The sequence below is a fragment of the Crossiella cryophila genome (assembly GCF_014204915.1).
GTDB classification, from domain to species: Bacteria; Actinomycetota; Actinomycetes; order Mycobacteriales; family Pseudonocardiaceae; genus Crossiella; species Crossiella cryophila.
In genome coordinates this window covers 9,702,911-9,720,081 of sequence record NZ_JACHMH010000001.1, presented here as the reverse complement: position 1 = coordinate 9,720,081, position 17,171 = coordinate 9,702,911, and the positions used below count along the sequence as shown (strand labels likewise).

Genomic DNA, 17,171 nt, shown 5'->3' with positions numbered 1-17,171 from the left:
GCAGGCCGCGACCCGCTCGGCGGGCGCGGCCTGCCCTGCCGGTCAGCGCGTGCTCAGCCGCTTCCTGGGCTTCGCACCGGTTCCACCGTTCTGGTAAGGGTTTCGCGGCGGGACCTTCGAGGTGACCACCTGGCTCCGGATCGAGCGCAGCTCCTCGCTGGCCACGTAGATCCGGGACTTGGTCTCCCCGTGCGGCGCCAGCAGGCCACTGGCCACCAGCAGCCGGAGATCGCGTGCGGCCGTGCCCGGCTCCAGCTCCGCGTCCCGGCCGTAGGCCGAGCGGCGGACGGTGAGCCCGACCGAGGCGTCGAACAGCGCCAGCGCGGTCCGCTCGGGCAGTTTCCGCTGGGCCAGCACGGTTTCCAGCTCGCGCCACACCCTGGCCGCGTCGTCTGCCCGGCGCAGCACGGTCTGCGCCTGCATGTGGTGCGCGGTCAGGTTGAACCGGATCCAGGCGCTGGTGTCGCGTTCCGGCCGCCAGTAGCCGCCACCGACCTCGGCGAGCGCCGCGTAGTAAGCGTTGGTGTTGCGCCCCAGCCACTCCTCGATGCTGCTGAACTCGGGGGTGAGGATCTTCTCCCTGGCCAGGATCAGGGTTTGCAGTGCGCGGGCCATCCGCCCGTTGCCGTCCCGGAACGGATGGATCATGACCAGGTTCAGGTGACCCAGCGCGGCCCGGACGAACACCGGGCACTTGTCGTTCACCGCCAGGGAATCGGTCAGCGCGCGCATGAGTTCGGGGACCAGTTCGGGTTCGGGTCCCTCGTAGACGACCTCGTCGTGCTCCTCGTCGTGCACGAAGATCGAACTCCGCCGGTACCGGCCGGGGCTCTTGGCCAGGTCGTGGCCGAGCATCATGAAGTGCAGGCTGCGCAGCAACGACTGGTCGAGGCTGAACTCGGTGTCCTCGGCCAGTTGCTGGACGTAGGTCAGCGCGTTGCGGTAGCCGACGATCTCCAGCGAGGTGAGCCGGTCGGCGTCGAGCGGTTCCTCGTCCTCGATCAGGGCCACCGCGTCGTCGAAGGAGACGTCGTAGCCCTCGATGCTGTTGGAGCCGCGGATGGCCCGCGCCTTCAGGTTGCGCCGGAGCTGCCCCTTCCAGCGGCGCGGCTCGCGCAGGAAGTGCCGGAGGCGCCGCCGGAAGTCGTCGATCTCGTCGATGACCCGGAAGTCCTCTGGTTCCAGCTCGGGCACGCGGAACAGCCTCATGAAGCAATCGTCCAGATTGACGATTCATTCGTCAAGATAAACGGATGAACAGTCAATATCACCACCCGGCCGAGCGATCCAGGCGAGGAAACCCTGACGCTCCGTGTCAGTGGATCGGGTTAGATTCCGGGTGAAGATCCACCCGAGAGGACGCCCGTGCCCACCGAAACCCGTTCCGTCATCGAGGAATTCCTGACCCGCGTCGTCGCAGGCGAGGCGGACCGTATCGCCGAACTGTTCGCCGAGGAGGTCGACTGGCAGCTCAACTGGCCGGCAGGCGAACACCCCACCGTGCCCTGGATCCGCCCGCGCCGCACCCGTTCCGACGTCGCGGACCACTTCCGCGAGATCGCCGAGGCGCACACTCCCGGCGCCCCGCCGAGCCGGGCCCCGGAGATCCTGGTCGACGGGGCGGACGCGGTGTTGTTCGCCGAGATCTCGCAGGTCGCCAAGGCGACCGGGCGGGCCTACACGGCGTTGTGCGCCTTGCGGTTCACCGTGCGGGACGGGGTGATCACGCGCTACCACGTCTACGAGGACAGCCTGGCCGTCGCGGTGGCGCTGGGCGGCTGAGGGCCGACCGGCCCCGTGGGAAGGCTCGGGGCCGGTCGGTTTTCTTCCCCGGTCAGCCGGTGAAGCGCTTGAAGGTGTTGACGAACTCGTAGGTGTCCTGGCTGATGCTGCTGCAGGTCGGCGAGATCCCGCCGCCGGGGCAGCCGCCGTTGTCGCGGCCGACCGACCAGAACGCCAGCAGGCCGATCCGGTTGGCGCCGGCCCAGTTCACCAGCTTGGTGGCGTGGGCGGGCAGGAAGACCTTGCCGTTGTAGTTGCGGCCGATCATGGGGGTGACGCCGAGCATGCGCTTGCGGTCGGCGTCGGACTTCTCCGGCCAGATCTCGGCCAGCTGGCGCAGGGTGCTCTCCGCGGCGGCGATCACCGCATCGCCCCAGTCCGGGCGGCTGGTGCCGAACTCCATCGTCATCGGGTTAACCAGGTCCACCCGGACGCCGTTGGCCTTGGCGTTCTTCAGCAGGTCCACGCCAAGGGCCGGGGTGAGGCCGTAGTCGTCGCCCTGGACCATCAGGGTGAAGGCGACCGTGGTGCCGGGCCGTTCGCGCTGGACCTGGGCCAGGGCCTTGTTCATCGTGTCCAGGTTCACCGACGCCTCGATGTCGATGTCCAGGTGCGTGACGCCCAGGGTGTCGATGATCTTCTTGTAGGCGTTGGCCAGCTCGGTCACCGAAGTGCAGGAGGACTCCAGGTACGGACCCGCCGCGCCGCCGGTGGCCACGATGACGTCACCGCCCTGGGCCTTGAGGTCCCTGATCTGGTTGACGATCCGGGGCTCGTCCAGGTTGATCGTGCCGCCCCACTTGGGATCGCAGCCCGCGTGGCTGCCCAGCACGAAGGCCAGGGTGAAGTGCCGCTGGCCGGTCGCGGCGGCCACCTCGGTCAGGGTCGGGCGCTCCTGGGTGATGTCGATGTAGGGCGCCACCCGCGGGCTGCCACCAACCGGCGGTGGGCCCGAAGTTGTTGTGGTGCTGGAGGTTGTGGTGGTGACCGGGGCGCCGCCCGCGCAGGGCGCGTTGTTGATCCGGCAGTTGGCCGGTTCGCTCGCGCCACTCACCAGGAAGCCGAAAGTCGTTGTGCCGCTGGGGTTCAGCGTGCCGTTGTACTCGCGGTTGGTGAAGGTGTAGCGGGTGCCGGTGGCGGTCTGCTGGGCGTCCCAGTAACTGCCGACGGTGCTCCCGCTGGGCAGGTCGAATTCGACCTTCCAGCCGGTGAACGCGGTGTCGCCGGTGTTGCCGACGGTGAACTTGCCCTGGTAGCCGCCGGCCCAGGAGGAGTCCTTGGCGAAGGCGGCGGTCGGGTTGGCCGCGGCCCCGGCGGGGGCCGAGACGACGAGCAGGCCGCCGATGGCGGTCAGGGTGGCCAGCGCCAGGCCGAGGCCGGCGCGGGCGCGTGCTGGTAGAAGCATGGAATCGCCCTCCGCGTGCAGGGGTGCAGAGTCGGCGGCGGTCCGCGTTGTTCAGGGTTGTGAACCGCGTTGGTCCGAACGTAAGTGGCCTGGACCACTCCGTCAATAGGTCTAGACCATATGGATGGGCGGGGTGTGCGCGGCGACCGGTGCGCGTGGGTGGCAGGCTTGGGCTGTGAAGGTGAACCCCGGCACGGCCACCGGTATTGGCTCGCTCCCCGGAACCGACCCCCTGGAGGCGGCGCGGATCGTGCTCGGGGAACTGCCCGAGCTGACCCACCTGCCCGAGCTGCCAGCCCGCGGCGTCGGCGCGGACATCATCGGCCGCACCGCCGGACTGCTGGTCGACCTGGCGGTGGAGCTGGTGCCCTCGGCCTACCGGGTCAGCGCCCGCCCCGGCCGCGAGCACCGCCGCGCGGTGGACCTGCTGCGCACCGACCTGGACGCCTTCGACGAGGCGTGGGAGGGCGTGTCCCCGCGCTCCTCGGTCAAGGTGCAGGCCGCCGGGCCGTGGACACTGACCTCGCAGGTCGAGCTGGTCCGCGGGCACCGGGTGCTCACCGACAAGGGGGCGCTGCGCGAGTTCACCGCCTCGCTCACCGAGGGGCTGATCCAGCACATCACCGAGGTCGGCGCGCGCACCGGCGCGGACATCGTGCTCCAGCTCGACGAGCCCGGCCTGCCCGCGGTGCTGGACGGTCGGCTGCCCACCGCCTCCGGCTACGGCAACGTGGCCGCGGTGCCCGCCCCGGACGCGCAGGCGTTGCTGGCCGAGGTCATCGAGCGGGTCAAGGGCGCCACCGGCGCCTCGGTGGTGGTGCACTGCTGCGCGCCGCGCCCGCCGGTCACCCTGTTCCGCAAGGCGGGCGCGGACGCCATCGCGCTGGACGCCACCCTGATCGGCAAGGCCCCCACCGCGCTCTGGGACGAGATCGGCGAGACCTGGGACGCGGGCACCACGCTGTTCCTCGGCCTGGTGCCCTCGCTGGAACCGGCCACCCCGCCGACCCTGCGCGCGCTGGCCGAACCGGCGCTGCGCCTGGTCGACCGGCTCGGCTTCAGCCGCGACCTGCTCGCCGAGCGCGCCGTGGCCACCCCGAGCTGTGGGATGGCAGGCGCCTCGATGAGCTGGGTGCGTCGCGCGCTGGCGCTGACCAGGGACCTGGGCAAGGCCTTCACCGAGCCCCCGCAGGGCTGGTGAGCTACCCCCGCTCGGCCAGGAAGTCCGTCACGGCCGAGCGGGCGAGCTGGGTCTGGTAGGAGCCCCAGCCCACGTCGAAGGCGTGATCGGTGTAGGGCAGGAAATGCGCCCGGTGCGGCACGCCCGCCTTGCCCAGCGCCTCGTCGAGCAGCCGGGACTGCGACTGCGGCACCAGGAAGTCCCGCTCGCCCTGCAGGATCAGCGTGGGCGGCAGGCCCGCCCGCACGTAGCTGCTCGGCGAGAACGTCCGGTAGCGCTCGGTCTGCTCGGCCGCCGACCCGCCCAGCACCGTGTTCAGGATCGACCGGCCTGCGTCGGTGCCGTCCGGGCCGGTGGCGAAGGCGATCAGGTCGTAGGGGCCGTAGAAGTCCACCGCGGACCGGATCCGGCCCTCTGGCAGGTCGCAGCTGGGTTTGAAGGCGTCGGTGCCGCTGGTGTAGGCGGTCATCAGCGCCAGGTGTCCGCCTGCGGACTGGCCGAACACCGAGATCCGGTCCGGGTCGATCCGGTACTTGGCCGCGTTCGCGGTGATCCAGGCCAGCGCGCACTTGCTGTCCGACACCGTGGCCTGCCAGGCGGTCCCCGGCGGCACATCGCCAGCCATCCGGTACTCGATGTCGAAGACGGTGAAGCCCTGCCTGGTCAGCAGCCGGTTCCATTCCGGGGTCATGCCCCGGTTGCCGCCGGACCAGCCGCCGCCGTGGATCAGCAGCACCGCCTTGCGTGAGTTGGCGTCCTCACTCGGCCAGATGTCCATGTCCAGCCCGTGGCCGCCGGGTGTGGCGTAACGCACCGTGCGTGCGGGGTCCGGCTTGCCGAAGTTCGCCGAGGCCGCGTTGGCCAGGTACTCGCCGAGCCGGACCTGCACGCCCGCCGCCGCCGCGGTGTCCCCGGCGGCGGCCATCGGCACCAGGCCGGTGGCCGCGGACAGCGCCACGGCCAGCCCGGCCGCGGTGGCGGCCGGCCAGCGGTGGCGGCGCAGCGCGAAACCCAGCACGACCAGCGCGAGCAGGCTGAGCAGCAGCACGTGCAGCGGGTAGGCGCGCAGCAGCGTGGCAGGCAGGAACATCGGCTGGCTGTCGAAGAACATCAACCAGCCGGCCGCCAGTGCGAGCAGCAGGAACAGGATCGCCACCGTGGGCAGGAACCAGCCGCGCCTGCGCGGACTGACCTTGGCGGGCTGGGGGTTCTCATCCGGCATCTTTCCCTTCTAGCACGGGGCCGGGCGGCCGTGCCGACTGAGCCGCTGGACGTCTAGTACGGCTACGCATTGACCTTGGGCGATATGTCCGGGAATACTTTCCGCCCAAATAGAGAACTTTATTAACTATTTGGGCCGCCGGCCCAGGAATGCCGAGGGTTCATGCGTGTTCCTCGCCCTGCCCTGCTCCGAACCGTGGCGGTCACCACCGCGGTGGCCCTCGGTGCGGTGATGGTGAGCGCGGCGTCCGCCAATGCGGCCGCCAGTGGCCAGATCCGGCTCGACGGCGTGGGTTACGCCCACGACGAGACCAAGATCGGTTACCTGATGGCCCCCGCGAGCAGCGAGGGCGCCCGGTTCACGGTGGTCGACACCGCGGGCCGCACCGTGCTCGCGGGCAAGGCCGGGGCCAGCCTCGGTAGCTGGAACGCGGGCTACACCGCCGTGCACCCGCTGGACTTCTCCGCGCTCAAGCGGCCGGGCAGCTACCGGGTCACCGTCTCCGGCGCGGTGCAGGCCAGCTCGGCCACGTTCAAGATCGGCACCGCCAGGGAGCTGTTCGGCCCGATCGCGGACAAGACCTTCGACTTCTACGCCGCCCAGCGCGACGGCGGCGATGTGGTGCCGGGCAAGCTGAACCGCCAGCCCGCGCACCTCAGCGACGCCAAGGCCACCGTCTACGACACCCCGAAGTTCCGGCCGGACGACCAGCTCGCCGAGCCGCTCAAGCCGACCGGCACCACCGTCGACCTCGAAGGCGGGTGGGTGGACGCGGGCGACTTCGTCAAGTTCACCTCCAACACCGCCTACACCATCGGCGAACTGCTGCTGGTGCAGCGCGAGGGCAACCGCGACCGCACCCTGGCCAGTGAGATCGACTTCGGCCTCAAGTGGCTGGACAAGGCCTGGGACGAGAAGTCCAAGACCTTCTACGTGCAGGTCGGCATCGGCGTGGGCAGCCCGGACCTGGGCATCCTCGGCGACCACGACGTCTGGCGGCTGCCGGAGACCGACGACAAGCTCCAGGTGAAGCCGGGCGACGAGAAGTACTTCATCAAGCACCGCCCGGTGTTCCGGGCCGCCGCGCCTGGCGAGAAGATCAGCCCGAACCTGGCCGGTCGCGCCGCGGCCGCCTTCGCGCTGGCCGCCCAGGTGGAGGCCCGCCGCGACTTCCGCAAGGCCAGGTACTACCTGGAGCAGGCCGCCTCGGTCTTCGCCCAGGCCAAGACCACCGACGTCGGCCAGCTCACCACCGCGTTCCCGCACTCCTACTACCCGGAGAACTCCTGGACCGACGACCTGGAGTACGGGGCCACCCAGCTCGCGCTGGCCGGCTACGCCCTTGGCGACCGCCGGGCTGGCGACTGGGCCACCGCGGCCACCGAGTGGGCCAAGGCGTACCTGGGTTCCGGTGACCAGGACACGCTGAACCTGTACAACACCAGCGCACTCGGCCACGCCGACCTGGTGAAGGTGTTGCGCACCAAGTGGGTCCGCAACGCGCAGGTGACCGAGGAGCAGCTCATCGGCGACCTCAAGCGGCAGCTGAACAAGGGCGTGACCCGCGCGGCCACCAGCCCGTTCCGCACCGCGGTGGACATCACCGCCTTCGACGTGGCCACCCGCAGCTTCGGCTACGCGGCCACCGTCGAGCTGTACCGCTCGGTGACCAGGGACCGCAGCTACGACGCCTTCGGCTCGCAGCAGCGCAACTTCGCCCTCGGCGCCAACTCCTGGGGCCTGTCCCTGGTGATCGGCGTCGGCCCGCGCTTCCCGTACTGCCCGCACCACCAGGCGGCCAACCTCTCCGGCAGCACCACCGGCGGGGAGAAGATCCTGGTCGGCGGCGTGGTCAACGGGCCCAACGCGGAGGGGAAGTTCGCCAGCCTCGGCGACCTGCCCGGCGGCGGCGTGGAGTGCACGCACCCGATGGCGGCCTTCGACGGGCAGGGCTCCCGGTTCGTCGACGACGTCCGGGCCTGGCCGAGCAGTGAGCCCGCGATCGACTACACCGCGACCGGAACGCTGGCGCTGGGCCTGACCGCCCTGCGCTGAACCGACGTGCTGGTGGCGGCCTCCTGACCCCGACCGGGGGCCGTCACCAGCCCACCAAGGCCAAGCCCGCCAACGAGATCCCGGCCACCAGCGCGGTGGATCCCGCGCCCAGCACCAACGCGCGGGGTCCGGTGGCCAGCAACTCCTTGAGCCGCACCGTGCTGCCGAGGGCGAACAGTGCACCGGCCATCAGCACCGTCGCCGCGGTCTTGGCCACGTCGAGCACCGGCACCGGCAGGAAACCACTGCTGCGCACCAGGATCATCGCCACGAAGCCGAGCACGAACACCGGCGGCAGCCAGCGCCCCTGACGACGGCCCACGATGGCCACCAGCGGCGCGAGCAGCACCACCCGGCTCAGCTTCACCACCACGGCCACCGACACCGCCGCCGCACCCGCGGGCGCCGCGCCGACCAGCACCTGCGCCACCTCGTGCACACTCGCCCCGGCCCAGCCGCCGGTGGCCCGCGCGGACAGCCCGAGCAGTTCGGCCAGCAGCGGCAGCAGAAGCATCCAGATGCTGCCGAACAGGGTCACCAGCGCCACCGCGGTGGCCACATCCCGGTCCCGGCGTGGCACCACGCCCTCCATCGCGGCCACCGCGGCCGCACCGCAGATGGAGAACCCGGTGGCCACCAACGTGCTCAGCCCGGCGGGCAGGCCGAGCCAGCGCCCGAGCAGCCGGGTGCCCAGGAAGGTGCCCGCGACCGTGGCCAGCACCACCACCAGCATGCCGCCGCCGAGGTCCAGCACATCGGTCACCGCGAGTTGCAGGCCGAGCAGCACCACCCCGGCCCGCACCAGCCGCCTGGCCGCCCAGGTCAGTCCGGGACCGCAGCTTTTCGGCAAGAAACCCAGGTTCCCCGCCGCGATGCCCAGCACCACCGCCACGGTCAGCGCGCTCACCGCGGGCGCCACCGCCGCCACCGCCAGCGCGATCGCCACCGCGATGGCGACCACGGCCAGACCCGGCGCCATTGCCGGGCCACGCACAGAAGTCCTCACCACCTCAGGGTCACCCTCCGTGTGACACTCCGGTAGGCCGTCTTCGGCAGGTCGTCATACCCTCCGGTTATGAGCAAGCCGCCGGACCCGGAGTCACTCGCCCTGCTCGTCCGGCTCGCCGAGCTGGGCAGCCTCGGCCAGGCCGCCACCCAGCTGGGCATCAGCCAGCCCGCGGCCAGCAAACGCCTGGCCACCCTGGAGAAGCGGCTCGGACTAGCCCTGGTCGACCGCAGCACCAGGGGATCCACCCTCACCGAGTCCGGCCAGATGGTCACCGAATGGGCCAAACGGGTACTCGCCGAACTGGACGTGCTGCTGCACGGCGCGGCCGCGTTGCGCGCCAGGGTGGCCGCCGAGCTGAGCGTGGCGGCCAGCATGACCGTGGCCGAGCACCTGGTGCCCGGCTGGATCACCGAACTGCGCCGCGCCAACCCCGAGCTGTACGTGGGCCTCCAGGTGACCAACTCCGCCGCGGTGGCCGAACTGGCCCGCCGCGGCGAGGTCGACCTCGGCTTCGTCGAGTCACCCACCGTGCCGCGCGGCCTGCGCACCCGGCGGGTGGCGGTGGACCGGCTGGCCGTGGTGGTCGCGCCGGGGCATCCGTGGGCGAAACGGCGCAGGCCGGTTGGACCGGTGGAACTCGTGGGTACTCCGCTGGTTGTCCGCGAACGGGGTTCCGGCACCAGGGAAACCCTCGAACGGGCGATGGCACGCACTGGAGTGGGTAAGGTCCGGGCACTCGCCGAGCTGGGCTCCACCACGGCCGTGCGGGGCGCGGTGGCCGCCGGATCGGGTCCGGCGGTGCTCAGCGTGCTCGCGGTCGAGGCGGACCTGGCCGACCGGCGCCTGGTCGAGGTGCCGGTCAGCGGCATCGACCTGCGGCGTGAACTGCGGGCGGTGTGGCCGGCCGGCCGGGTGCTGGCTGCGCCGGCGGCAGCATTGCTGGCAGTCGCGACCCGAGCTTCTCGCCCAGCCCGGTGACATCAACGCTACGGTGGGTTCTGATACCGCGATGAGATGTAAGGAATGGCGGCCATGAAACGGTTCCTGCGCAAACTGCGCGGCGGCTTCGAGCCCGACCCGGTCGAGCCAGCCGACCCGCGGGAGGCCGCCGTGCTCTTCTGGCAGCGCTGGAACGACGAGCTGCTGCCGCAGGTGAGCGCCGCGCTCGGGGACAAGGACCCGGGCCGGGTGGAGAACCTGGTGGTCGAGGCGGTCACCGCGATCCACCCCAACCTGCAGTTCGCCGTCGAACGCGGCCAGCAGGCCATCTACGCGCTGGTGCTCAGTGCCCAGGGCGACCCCGACCTGCGGCCCTACACCGACGCCTGGCTGGCCGCGGCGCCCGATCCAGGGCCGATGTGGGAGTTCTACGACGCGGTCCCGCCGGTGCCCGACCCCAACGAGGTCACCGTCAACCTCGGCGCGCACCGGCTGCCGCTGTCCCAGGTGCGGCTGGCCGCGCTGATCGACGAGGAAGCCGGGCTGGTCGACGTCGCGGTGTTCCACCCCGGCATCGCCGCCCTGGACGACGCGGGCAAGGCCGCGATGACCTTCCTGCCGCTGGACGCCACCCTGGGCGAGCGGCTGGCCGGGGACCGGCTGGGCCGGGTGGAGACCGCCGACGCCGAGCCGGAGGACGCCATCACACTGGTCGAACTGCGTGAACTCGTGCGCGAGCTGGACCGCCGACACTCCGGCCGCTGACCGGCCGGAACTGTCGGTGGGGATGACTAGGCTTCCCTACTGTGACCAGGAACGACAGCAGTGAACTAGCCGTCGCGCCGGAGGGCGTGCAGGACCTGTCCGCGGCGGTGCGTGAGCGCCACGCGGAGCTGGCCCAGGAGATCACCGACCACCAGTACCGGTACTACGTGACCTCCCCGATCGTCTCCGACGCCGAGTTCGACCTGCTCTTCCGCGAGCTGCAACGGCTGGAGGCCGAGCACCCGGTCCTGATCACCCCCGACTCGCCGACCCAGCGGGTCAGCGGCAGCTTCGCCACCGAGTTCGTCCCGGTGGACCACCTGGAGCGGATGCTCAGCCTGGACAACGCGTTCAACGCCGAGGAACTCCAGGCCTGGGTGGAGCGGGTGCAGAAGGAGGTCGGCGCGGACGCGCACTTCCTGTGCGAGCTGAAGATCGACGGTCTCGCGGTCAACCTGCTCTACCGGGACGGGCGGCTGGAACGCGGTCTCACCCGCGGTGACGGCCGCACCGGCGAGGACGTCACGCTCAACCTGCGCACCCTGGCCGACGTGCCCGAACGTCTGGTCGGCACGCCGGAGTACCCGGTGCCGGAGCTGGTGGAGATCCGCGGCGAGGTCTTCTTCACCCTGGAGGAGTTCGCCGAGCTGAACGCCGCCCAGGCTGAGGCAGGCAAACCGCCCTTCGCCAACCCGCGCAACGCCGCGGCCGGCTCGTTGCGGCAGAAGGACCCCAAGGTCACCGCGAGCCGCCCGCTGCGGATGATCTGCCACGGCCTCGGCAAGCGCGCGGGCTTCGAGCCGGAGCGGCAGTCCGACTCCTACAACGCGCTGCAGGCGTGGGGGCTGCGGGTGTCAACGCACACCCGTGTTCTGTCCACAGTGGACGAGGTCACCGCGCACATCGCCTACTGGGGCGAGCACCGGCACGACGCCGAGCACGAGATCGACGGCGTGGTGGTCAAGGTCGACGAGGTCACCCACCAGCGCCGCCTCGGCGCCACCTCGCGTGCCCCGCGCTGGGCGATCGCCTACAAGTATCCGCCGGAGGAGGTCACCACCCAGCTGCTCGACATCCGGGTGAACGTGGGCCGCACCGGCCGGGTCACCCCGTTCGCGGTGACCGAGCCGGTCAAGGTGGCCGGTTCGGTGGTCGCGCGGGCCACCCTGCACAACGCCAACGAGGTCAAGCGCAAGGGCGTGCTGATCGGCGACCGGATCGTGCTGCGCAAGGCAGGCGATGTCATCCCCGAGGTGCTCGGCCCGGTGGTGGAGGCCCGCGACGGCAGCGAGCGCGAGTTCCTGATGCCCACCGAGTGCCCGGAGTGCGGGGCCACGCTGCGGCCGATGAAGGAGGCGGATGTGGACATCCGCTGCCCCAACGCCGAGTTCTGCCCCGGCCAGCTGCGCGAGCGGCTGTCCTACTTGGCGGGCCGGTCCGCGCTGGACATCGAGGTGCTCGGCTTCGAGGCCGCCACCGCCCTGGTCGCCTCCCCGGTCTACACCAACGAACGCGACCTGTTCGACCTGGACGCGGCCAAGCTGATCCAGGTCCCGCTGTTCCGCACCATGGCTGGCGAGCTGTCCGCGAACGGGCAGAAGCTGCTGGAGAACCTGGAGGCGGTCAAGACCCGGCCGCTGTGGCGGATGCTGGTCGCCTTCTCCATCCGGCACGTCGGCCCCAAGGCCGCCCGCGACCTGGCCCGCGAGCTGGGCTCGATCGAGGCCATCGCGGCCGCCGACGAGGAGCGGCTGGCCGCGGTGGACGGGGTCGGCCCGACCATCGTGGCGGCCGTGCGCGAGTGGTTCGAGGTGGACTGGCATCGCGCGGTGGTGCGGGCCTGGGCCGAGGCAGGCGTCCAGCTGGCCGAGCAGCGTGACGAGTCGGTGCCGCGCACGCTGGACGGACTGTCCATTGTGGTCACCGGCAGCCTGCCGGGCTTCTCCAGGGACGAGGCCAAGGAGGCCATCCTGTCCAGGGGCGGCAAGGCGGTCGGCTCGGTGTCGAAAAAGACCAGCTTTGTCGTGGTCGGCGAGGCACCAGGATCCAAGTACGACAAGGCGGTGCAGCTCAAGGTGCCGGTCCTCGACGAGGACGGCTTCCGGGTGCTGCTGGAGTCCGGTCCGGCGGCGGCCACCGAGGTCGCCGCGATCGGTGAGGACGGGAGTGCGCGGGATGGGGATGGGGATTCGGGTCCGCAAGGCTGACCCCGGCGAGATCGAGGCGGTCGGCGAGGTCACCGTGGCGGCCTACGCCGCCGCCGAGGTCATCCCGGAGGGCAGCGGCTACGAGGAGAGACTGCGCGACGCGCAGGCCCGCTCGGACGGCGCCGAGCTGCTGGTCGCGGTGAACGGCGAGGGCACCGTGCTCGGCACGGTCACCGTGGTGCACCCCGGCACGGTCTTCGCCGAGATCTCCCAACCGGGTGAGCTGGAGTTCCGGATGCTGGCCGTGGACCCGGCCCAGCGCGGCCGCGGCATCGGCGAGGTGCTGCTGCGCGCGGTGCTGGAACGAGGCCGTGACCTGGGCGTGAGCCGGGTGGTGATGTGCAGCGCGAAGAACATGACCGCCGCACACCGGCTCTACGAGCGGCACGGGTTCACCCGGTTGCCGTCGCGCGACTTCTCCCCGGTTCCGGGAGTCTGGCTGCAAGGCTTCGTCCGGGAACTCAGCTAGGAGCCAGCGATGCTTCCGCTGCTGCAGTGCTGTCCCAACGGCAACCGACCGGCGGAGGCACACCCCGCCGTGCCCATCACCCCCTGGCAACTGGCCAGCACGGTGGCCGAGGTCGCCGAACTGGGCGTCACCTCGGTGCACCTGCACCCACGGGACGCGGTCGGCCTGGAGACCCTGGCAGGCCCCGAACTGGCCACCGTGGTCGCCACCGTGCGCGCCGCGGCCCCCGGCGTGGAGATCGGCGTCAGCACCGGGGCCTGGATCACCCCCGACCCGGTGCGCCGCGCCGAACTCGTCGCGGGCTGGTCCGGCCTGGCCGCCGGCCGTCCGGACGTGGCCTCGGTGAACGTGCACGAACCCGGCTGGCTGGAGGTCTGCGCGGTGCTGCACCGGGCGGGCATCGGCATCGAACTGGGCGTGTTCACCATCCCCGCCGCCGCCCGCCTGCGCGCCGCGGGCGGCCCACCACCCGGCACGGTCCGGGTACTGGCCGAGGTCCAGGAAACCAACCCGGACCGCTCCCTGTCCGCCGCCACCGCCCTGCTCGACGCCCTGGACTTCCTGCCCGACGACCTGCCGATCCTGCTGCACGGCGAGGAGGCGGGCGCCTGGCCGGTGTTCGCCGAGGCGGCCCGGCTGGGGCTGCCGCGGCGGATCGGGCTGGAGGACACGCTGATGCTGCCGGACGGTGAGACCGCCGCGGACAACTCGGAGCTGATCCGGGCCGCTCAGGAGTACTGACCAGGTCAGGGCAGTGCCGGCCCGGCCCGTTTCACCGTGCGGATCACCGGCGCGGTCTCCGCGGTGTGCACCTCGTCCAGCCCGCCCACCCGCTCGGTCAGATACCGGTACAGCGCCCCGGAATCCCGGCAGGCCACCATCGCGGTCAGGTTCGTCCGCCCGGTGGTGACCGCGCTGAAGACCACCTCCGGGTGACCGGCGATCGCCGCGGCGACCCGGCGCAGCGCCGAGGGCCGGACGGTCAGCCACAGCCGCGCCTCGGCCCGCAGACCCAGTGCCGCCGGGGGCAGGTCCACCTCGAACACCAGCACGCCGGCGGCGCGCAGGCCCTCGATCCGGCGTTTCACCGTGGACTCCGACCAGCCGGTGGCGGTGGCGAGTTCGGTGTGCCGGGCCCGGCCGTCCATGGCCAGTGCGGCCAGCAGCGCGTGATCGCCCTCGTCCAGGGCCACCTCGGGGCCGGACTCGCCGAGCAGGGCGTGCGCGCTGACGTCCAGGACCCGGGTGGTGCGCGGCAGTTTGTCCATCAGCAGGGTGTCCCGGGCGGTGTCGGAGCGGGCCTGGACGTTGCAGGAGATCTCGGTGCCGCCGGAGAGCAGGTGCACCCAGAAGGTGTCCGGGCGGCGGGCCAGCGCGGTGGCGATGGGGTCGGCGGCGTCGGGGGTGCAGCGGATGCGCAGGGTCCAGGAGGTGCGGCCGATCAGCGGGCCGTTGACCGAGCCGATCACGCGCAGCAGTCCGGCCGAACGCAGCTTCTGGTACCGGCGGGCCACGGTGTTCTCCGAGACCTCCAGGGCCGCGGCGATCCGGCGGAACGGGGCCCGGCCGTCCACCCGGAGGTGGTTGACGATTTCCCGCTCCAGCTCGTCCAGCATGACGGATTCCACCGGATCACGGTAAGCCACGGGCGGAAATCCGCACCCCGGGGCGACGCTGGCGGCATGACAACACGGATTCTGGTGACCGGGGCGACCGGCAACGTCGGCCGCCAGCTGCTCGCTCAACTCTCGGCCGTGGAAGTGGTTGTCCCGCAACGAGATCGGGTCGATCTGGCGCGCTCGGAGAGCCTGCGGGAGTGCCTGCGTGGGGTGGACGCGGTGTTCCTGCTCTGGCCACTGCACAGCGGCGCTGCCCTGCCCGGCGTGCTCACCGAGATCGCCCGGCACGCGCGCCGGGTGGTGTTCCTGGGCTCGGGCGGGGTGCGGGACCTCAGCATGGCCGGGCAGGAGGAGTTGATCCGGCGCTGCGGTCTGGAGTGGACGGTGCTGCGGCCGAGCACCTTCGCGGTCAACACCCGTTGGTGGGCCGGGCAGATCCGGGCCGGGGATGAGGTGCGCGGCAGTCACGGCGGGCTCGGGATGGCGCTGCTGCACGAGGCGGACATCGCCGCGGTCGCGGTGCGCGCGCTCACCGCGGACGGCCACCACGGCCGGGTGTACCGGCTCACCGGACCCGAGGTGCTCAGCCAGGCCGCGCAGGTGCGGATCCTCGGCGAGGTGCTCGGCCGCCCACTGCGCTGGGTGGAACTCGACCGCCCGTCCGCCCGCGCCCAGCTGCTCGCCGACGGCCTGCCACTGTCCTTTGTGGACGTCCTGCTGGACGCCTACGCGGCGATGGCGGCCCAGCCTGATCCCGAGATCACCGGTGATGTCGAGGCGGTGACCGGGCGGCCCGCCCGCACCTTCCGGCAGTGGGTGGCCGACCACCGGGCCGGGTTCTAGCCCAGGTCGTGCTCGTGCGCGTAGATCACCGCGTGCACCCGGGTGCGCAGCCCGAGTTTGGCCAGCACCCTGGCCACGTGGGTCTTCACCGTGCCCTCGCCAACGCCGAGTTCGGCGGCGATCCCGGCGTTGCTCAGCCCGCGGGCCAAGGCCCGCAACACGGTCCGCTCCCGCCCGGTCAGCGTCGCCAGCTCCGGTCCCGGCGGTGCGGGCGAGAGTTCGGCGAACCGCCGGACCAGGCTGCCGGTGACCTTCGGATCGATCAGCCCGTGACCCTGGTGGGCGGCCCGGATCGCGGTGGTCAGCAGCTCGGGATCGTTGTCCTTCAACAGGAATCCGGCCGCTCCGGCACGCAGCGCGCGGTAGAGGTAGTCGTCCAGGTCGAAGGTGGTGAGCACCAGGATCCGGGCCGGGGTGCCTGCCAGCTCCTCGATCGCGGCCAGGCCGTCCTGATGCGGCATCCGGATGTCCATCAGCACCACGTCCGGGCGCCGCCAGCGGGTCAGGTGCACGGCCTCGGCGCCGTTGGCCGCCTCGCCGACGATCTCGATATCGGGTTCGGCGGAGAGCAGCAGGCGCAGTGCCTCGCGCACGGGTTGCTGGTCGTCGGCCAGCAGCACCCGGATCATCGCGGCGTCCAGGGCAGCACCGCGTGCACCCGCCAGCCGCCCTCGACCGGACCCGCCACGCAGGAACCGCCGAGCAACTCCGCCCGCTCGCGCAGGCCGCGCAGGCCATGCCCCTCGGCCGAGGCCGACCCGCCGGACCCGTTGTCGGCCACCGTGATCGCCAGTTCCGCCCCGTCCCGCCGCAACTCCACCTCGATCTCCGACGCGCCCGCGTGCCGCACCGCGTTGGTCAGTGACTCCTGCACGATCCGGTAGGCGTGTTGCCCCAGCAACTCCGGCACCGGCGTGTCCGCCCCGCGCACGGTGATCCGCGGCCCGCCATGCCCCAGCCGCGCCGCCAGCTCCGGCAGCCGGTCCAGTCCCGGCTCCTCCCGCAGTGCCGCCAGCAGTTCGCGGGTCTCGGTCAGCGCGGTCGCGGACAGCTCGGTGATCCGTTCCAGCGCGCCCGGCGCGGCCGTCGGAACCCGGCTGCCCGCCATGGCCTGCAACCGGATCGCGGTCAGGTGGTGGCCCACCGCGTCGTGCACGTCGCGGGCGATCCGCAGCCGCTCGTCCGCGACCACCCGGCCCAGTTCGGCCCGCCGCAGCAACGCCGCCGAGTGCACCCGCTCCCGGTGCAGCCGCAACGCGGTCCCGGCCGCGATCGGGGACAGGCCCAGCAGCAGCGCCTCGGTGAGGAACGGGGTCGCGGGTGGGGCGGGCGCGGCCAGGCCGTACAGCACGGTCCAGGTCAGCGACAACGTCACCACCAGCGCGAACCGGTCCCGCCGGTGGTAGACGGCGGAACAGAACGCGGCCGCGGTGACCGTGCGGCCGGACCAGCCGGGCAGGCCGGTGCCCAGGAAGGCGATCACCGCGCAGACCAGGGCCACGCCGACCGGGTACCGGCGGCGCAGCACCAGCGGCAGGCTCAGCGCCAGGCTGGCCAGCACCGGCGGCCAGGACAGCGTGCCGCGTTCCAGCAGCACGCCGCCGAGCAGGGCGAGGAAGGCGGCCCCGGCCAGGAGGGCGTCCTGGCGCAGGGGCCGCGACAAGGCGATCACCGGG

Annotated in this window: 16 protein-coding genes; 9 read left to right on the top strand and 7 right to left on the bottom strand. The window is 71.9% G+C overall.

The features are described from left to right. Positions 1 to 42: 42 nt before the first annotated feature. Complete coding sequence (locus HNR67_RS41770; protein WP_185009303.1) at positions 43 to 1,209, bottom strand: Fic family protein; 1,167 nt, start codon at positions 1,207 to 1,209, stop codon at positions 43 to 45. 156 nt (positions 1,210 to 1,365) lie between these two features. Between HNR67_RS41770 and HNR67_RS41765 the strand changes: the two genes are divergently transcribed. Further along, on the top strand, positions 1,366 to 1,782 hold the full coding sequence (locus tag HNR67_RS41765; RefSeq protein ID WP_185009302.1) for a nuclear transport factor 2 family protein: 417 nt from the start codon (positions 1,366 to 1,368) through the stop codon (positions 1,780 to 1,782). 52 nt (positions 1,783 to 1,834) lie between these two features. Here HNR67_RS41765 and HNR67_RS41760 read toward each other — a convergent pair whose 3' ends face one another. Next, positions 1,835 to 3,187, bottom strand: coding sequence for a cellulose binding domain-containing protein (locus HNR67_RS41760; protein ID WP_185009300.1), 1,353 nt, complete (start codon positions 3,185 to 3,187; stop codon positions 1,835 to 1,837). Between the two features lie 175 nt (positions 3,188 to 3,362). Here HNR67_RS41760 and HNR67_RS41755 point away from each other — a divergent pair, with 175 nt between their 5' ends. Next, entirely contained in the window at positions 3,363 to 4,388 is a 1,026-nt protein-coding gene (locus HNR67_RS41755) for a methionine synthase (protein ID WP_312989323.1), read from the top strand. A 1-nt stretch (position 4,389) separates the two neighbouring features. On the opposite strand, the gene HNR67_RS41750 is transcribed toward HNR67_RS41755, so the two are convergent. Beyond that, positions 4,390 to 5,589, bottom strand: coding sequence for an alpha/beta hydrolase (locus tag HNR67_RS41750; protein ID WP_185009296.1), 1,200 nt, complete (start codon positions 5,587 to 5,589; stop codon positions 4,390 to 4,392). 162 nt (positions 5,590 to 5,751) lie between these two features. Here HNR67_RS41750 and HNR67_RS41745 point away from each other — a divergent pair, with 162 nt between their 5' ends. Beyond that, positions 5,752 to 7,644, top strand: coding sequence for a glycoside hydrolase family 9 protein (locus HNR67_RS41745; protein ID WP_185009294.1), 1,893 nt, complete (start codon positions 5,752 to 5,754; stop codon positions 7,642 to 7,644). Between the two features lie 43 nt (positions 7,645 to 7,687). Here HNR67_RS41745 and HNR67_RS41740 read toward each other — a convergent pair whose 3' ends face one another. Further along, positions 7,688 to 8,623 (bottom strand): YeiH family protein, encoded by a 936-nt coding sequence (locus HNR67_RS41740; protein WP_185011739.1) that lies wholly within the window; start codon positions 8,621 to 8,623, stop codon positions 7,688 to 7,690. Between the two features lie 96 nt (positions 8,624 to 8,719). Between HNR67_RS41740 and HNR67_RS41735 the strand changes: the two genes are divergently transcribed. From HNR67_RS41735 to HNR67_RS41715, 5 genes are read left to right on the top strand one after another with little or no spacing between them, the layout of a single operon-like run. After that, complete coding sequence (locus HNR67_RS41735) at positions 8,720 to 9,631, top strand: LysR family transcriptional regulator (protein WP_185009293.1); 912 nt, start codon at positions 8,720 to 8,722, stop codon at positions 9,629 to 9,631. Positions 9,632 to 9,685: 54 nt separating this feature from the next. Further along, a complete protein-coding gene (locus tag HNR67_RS41730) occupies positions 9,686 to 10,357 on the top strand; it encodes a hypothetical protein (protein ID WP_185009291.1) in 672 nt (223 codons plus the stop codon). A 41-nt stretch (positions 10,358 to 10,398) separates the two neighbouring features. After that, the gene (gene ligA, locus HNR67_RS41725) at positions 10,399 to 12,564 is read left to right on the top strand and encodes an NAD-dependent DNA ligase LigA (protein ID WP_185009289.1); all 2,166 of its coding nucleotides are present in this window, start codon (positions 10,399 to 10,401) and stop codon (positions 12,562 to 12,564) included. Further along, a complete protein-coding gene (locus HNR67_RS41720) occupies positions 12,539 to 13,033 on the top strand; it encodes a GNAT family N-acetyltransferase (protein ID WP_185009287.1) in 495 nt (164 codons plus the stop codon). Before ligA ends, HNR67_RS41720 begins: the two co-directional genes overlap by 26 nt. A gap of 9 nt (positions 13,034 to 13,042) precedes the next feature. Beyond that, positions 13,043 to 13,774: a 3-keto-5-aminohexanoate cleavage protein gene (locus tag HNR67_RS41715; RefSeq protein WP_246492711.1), complete on the top strand. Its 732-nt coding sequence runs from the start codon at positions 13,043 to 13,045 to the stop codon at positions 13,772 to 13,774. A 5-nt stretch (positions 13,775 to 13,779) separates the two neighbouring features. Here HNR67_RS41715 and HNR67_RS41710 read toward each other — a convergent pair whose 3' ends face one another. Continuing rightward, complete coding sequence (locus HNR67_RS41710; protein WP_312989318.1) at positions 13,780 to 14,661, bottom strand: Lrp/AsnC family transcriptional regulator; 882 nt, start codon at positions 14,659 to 14,661, stop codon at positions 13,780 to 13,782. Between the two features lie 54 nt (positions 14,662 to 14,715). On the opposite strand from HNR67_RS41710, the gene HNR67_RS46055 reads away from it, so the two are divergent. Further along, the gene (locus HNR67_RS46055; RefSeq protein WP_185009285.1) at positions 14,716 to 15,495 is read left to right on the top strand and encodes a Rossmann-fold NAD(P)-binding domain-containing protein; all 780 of its coding nucleotides are present in this window, start codon (positions 14,716 to 14,718) and stop codon (positions 15,493 to 15,495) included. On the opposite strand, the gene HNR67_RS41700 is transcribed toward HNR67_RS46055, so the two are convergent. Then, positions 15,492 to 16,124, bottom strand: coding sequence for a response regulator (locus HNR67_RS41700; RefSeq protein WP_185009283.1), 633 nt, complete (start codon positions 16,122 to 16,124; stop codon positions 15,492 to 15,494). The two genes, HNR67_RS46055 and HNR67_RS41700, sit on opposite strands and share 4 nt — an antisense overlap. Further along, positions 16,121 to 17,167, bottom strand: coding sequence for a sensor histidine kinase (locus HNR67_RS41695; RefSeq protein ID WP_185009282.1), 1,047 nt, complete (start codon positions 17,165 to 17,167; stop codon positions 16,121 to 16,123). The genes HNR67_RS41700 and HNR67_RS41695 overlap by 4 nt, the downstream gene beginning before the upstream one ends. Between the last annotated feature and the right edge of the window lie 4 nt (positions 17,168 to 17,171).

Bases quoted from the DNA above. Each gene is read 5' to 3' on its own strand.
- HNR67_RS41770 (WP_185009303.1), bottom strand. From the start codon at position 1,209: ATGAGGCTGTTCCGCGTGCCCGAGCTGGAACCAGAGGACTTCCGGGTC.
- HNR67_RS41760 (WP_185009300.1), bottom strand. From the start codon at position 3,187: ATGCTTCTACCAGCACGCGCCCGCGCCGGCCTCGGCCTGGCGCTGGCC.
- HNR67_RS41750 (WP_185009296.1), bottom strand. From the start codon at position 5,589: ATGCCGGATGAGAACCCCCAGCCCGCCAAGGTCAGTCCGCGCAGGCGC.
- HNR67_RS41745 (WP_185009294.1), top strand. From the start codon at position 5,752: ATGCGTGTTCCTCGCCCTGCCCTGCTCCGAACCGTGGCGGTCACCACC.
- HNR67_RS41740 (WP_185011739.1), bottom strand. From the start codon at position 8,623: ATGGCGCCGGGTCTGGCCGTGGTCGCCATCGCGGTGGCGATCGCGCTG.
- HNR67_RS41735 (WP_185009293.1), top strand. From the start codon at position 8,720: ATGAGCAAGCCGCCGGACCCGGAGTCACTCGCCCTGCTCGTCCGGCTC.
- HNR67_RS41730 (WP_185009291.1), top strand. From the start codon at position 9,686: ATGAAACGGTTCCTGCGCAAACTGCGCGGCGGCTTCGAGCCCGACCCG.
- HNR67_RS41720 (WP_185009287.1), top strand. From the start codon at position 12,539: ATGGGGATTCGGGTCCGCAAGGCTGACCCCGGCGAGATCGAGGCGGTC.
- HNR67_RS41715 (WP_246492711.1), top strand. From the start codon at position 13,043: ATGCTTCCGCTGCTGCAGTGCTGTCCCAACGGCAACCGACCGGCGGAG.
- HNR67_RS46055 (WP_185009285.1), top strand. From the start codon at position 14,716: ATGACAACACGGATTCTGGTGACCGGGGCGACCGGCAACGTCGGCCGC.
- HNR67_RS41700 (WP_185009283.1), bottom strand. From the start codon at position 16,124: ATGATCCGGGTGCTGCTGGCCGACGACCAGCAACCCGTGCGCGAGGCA.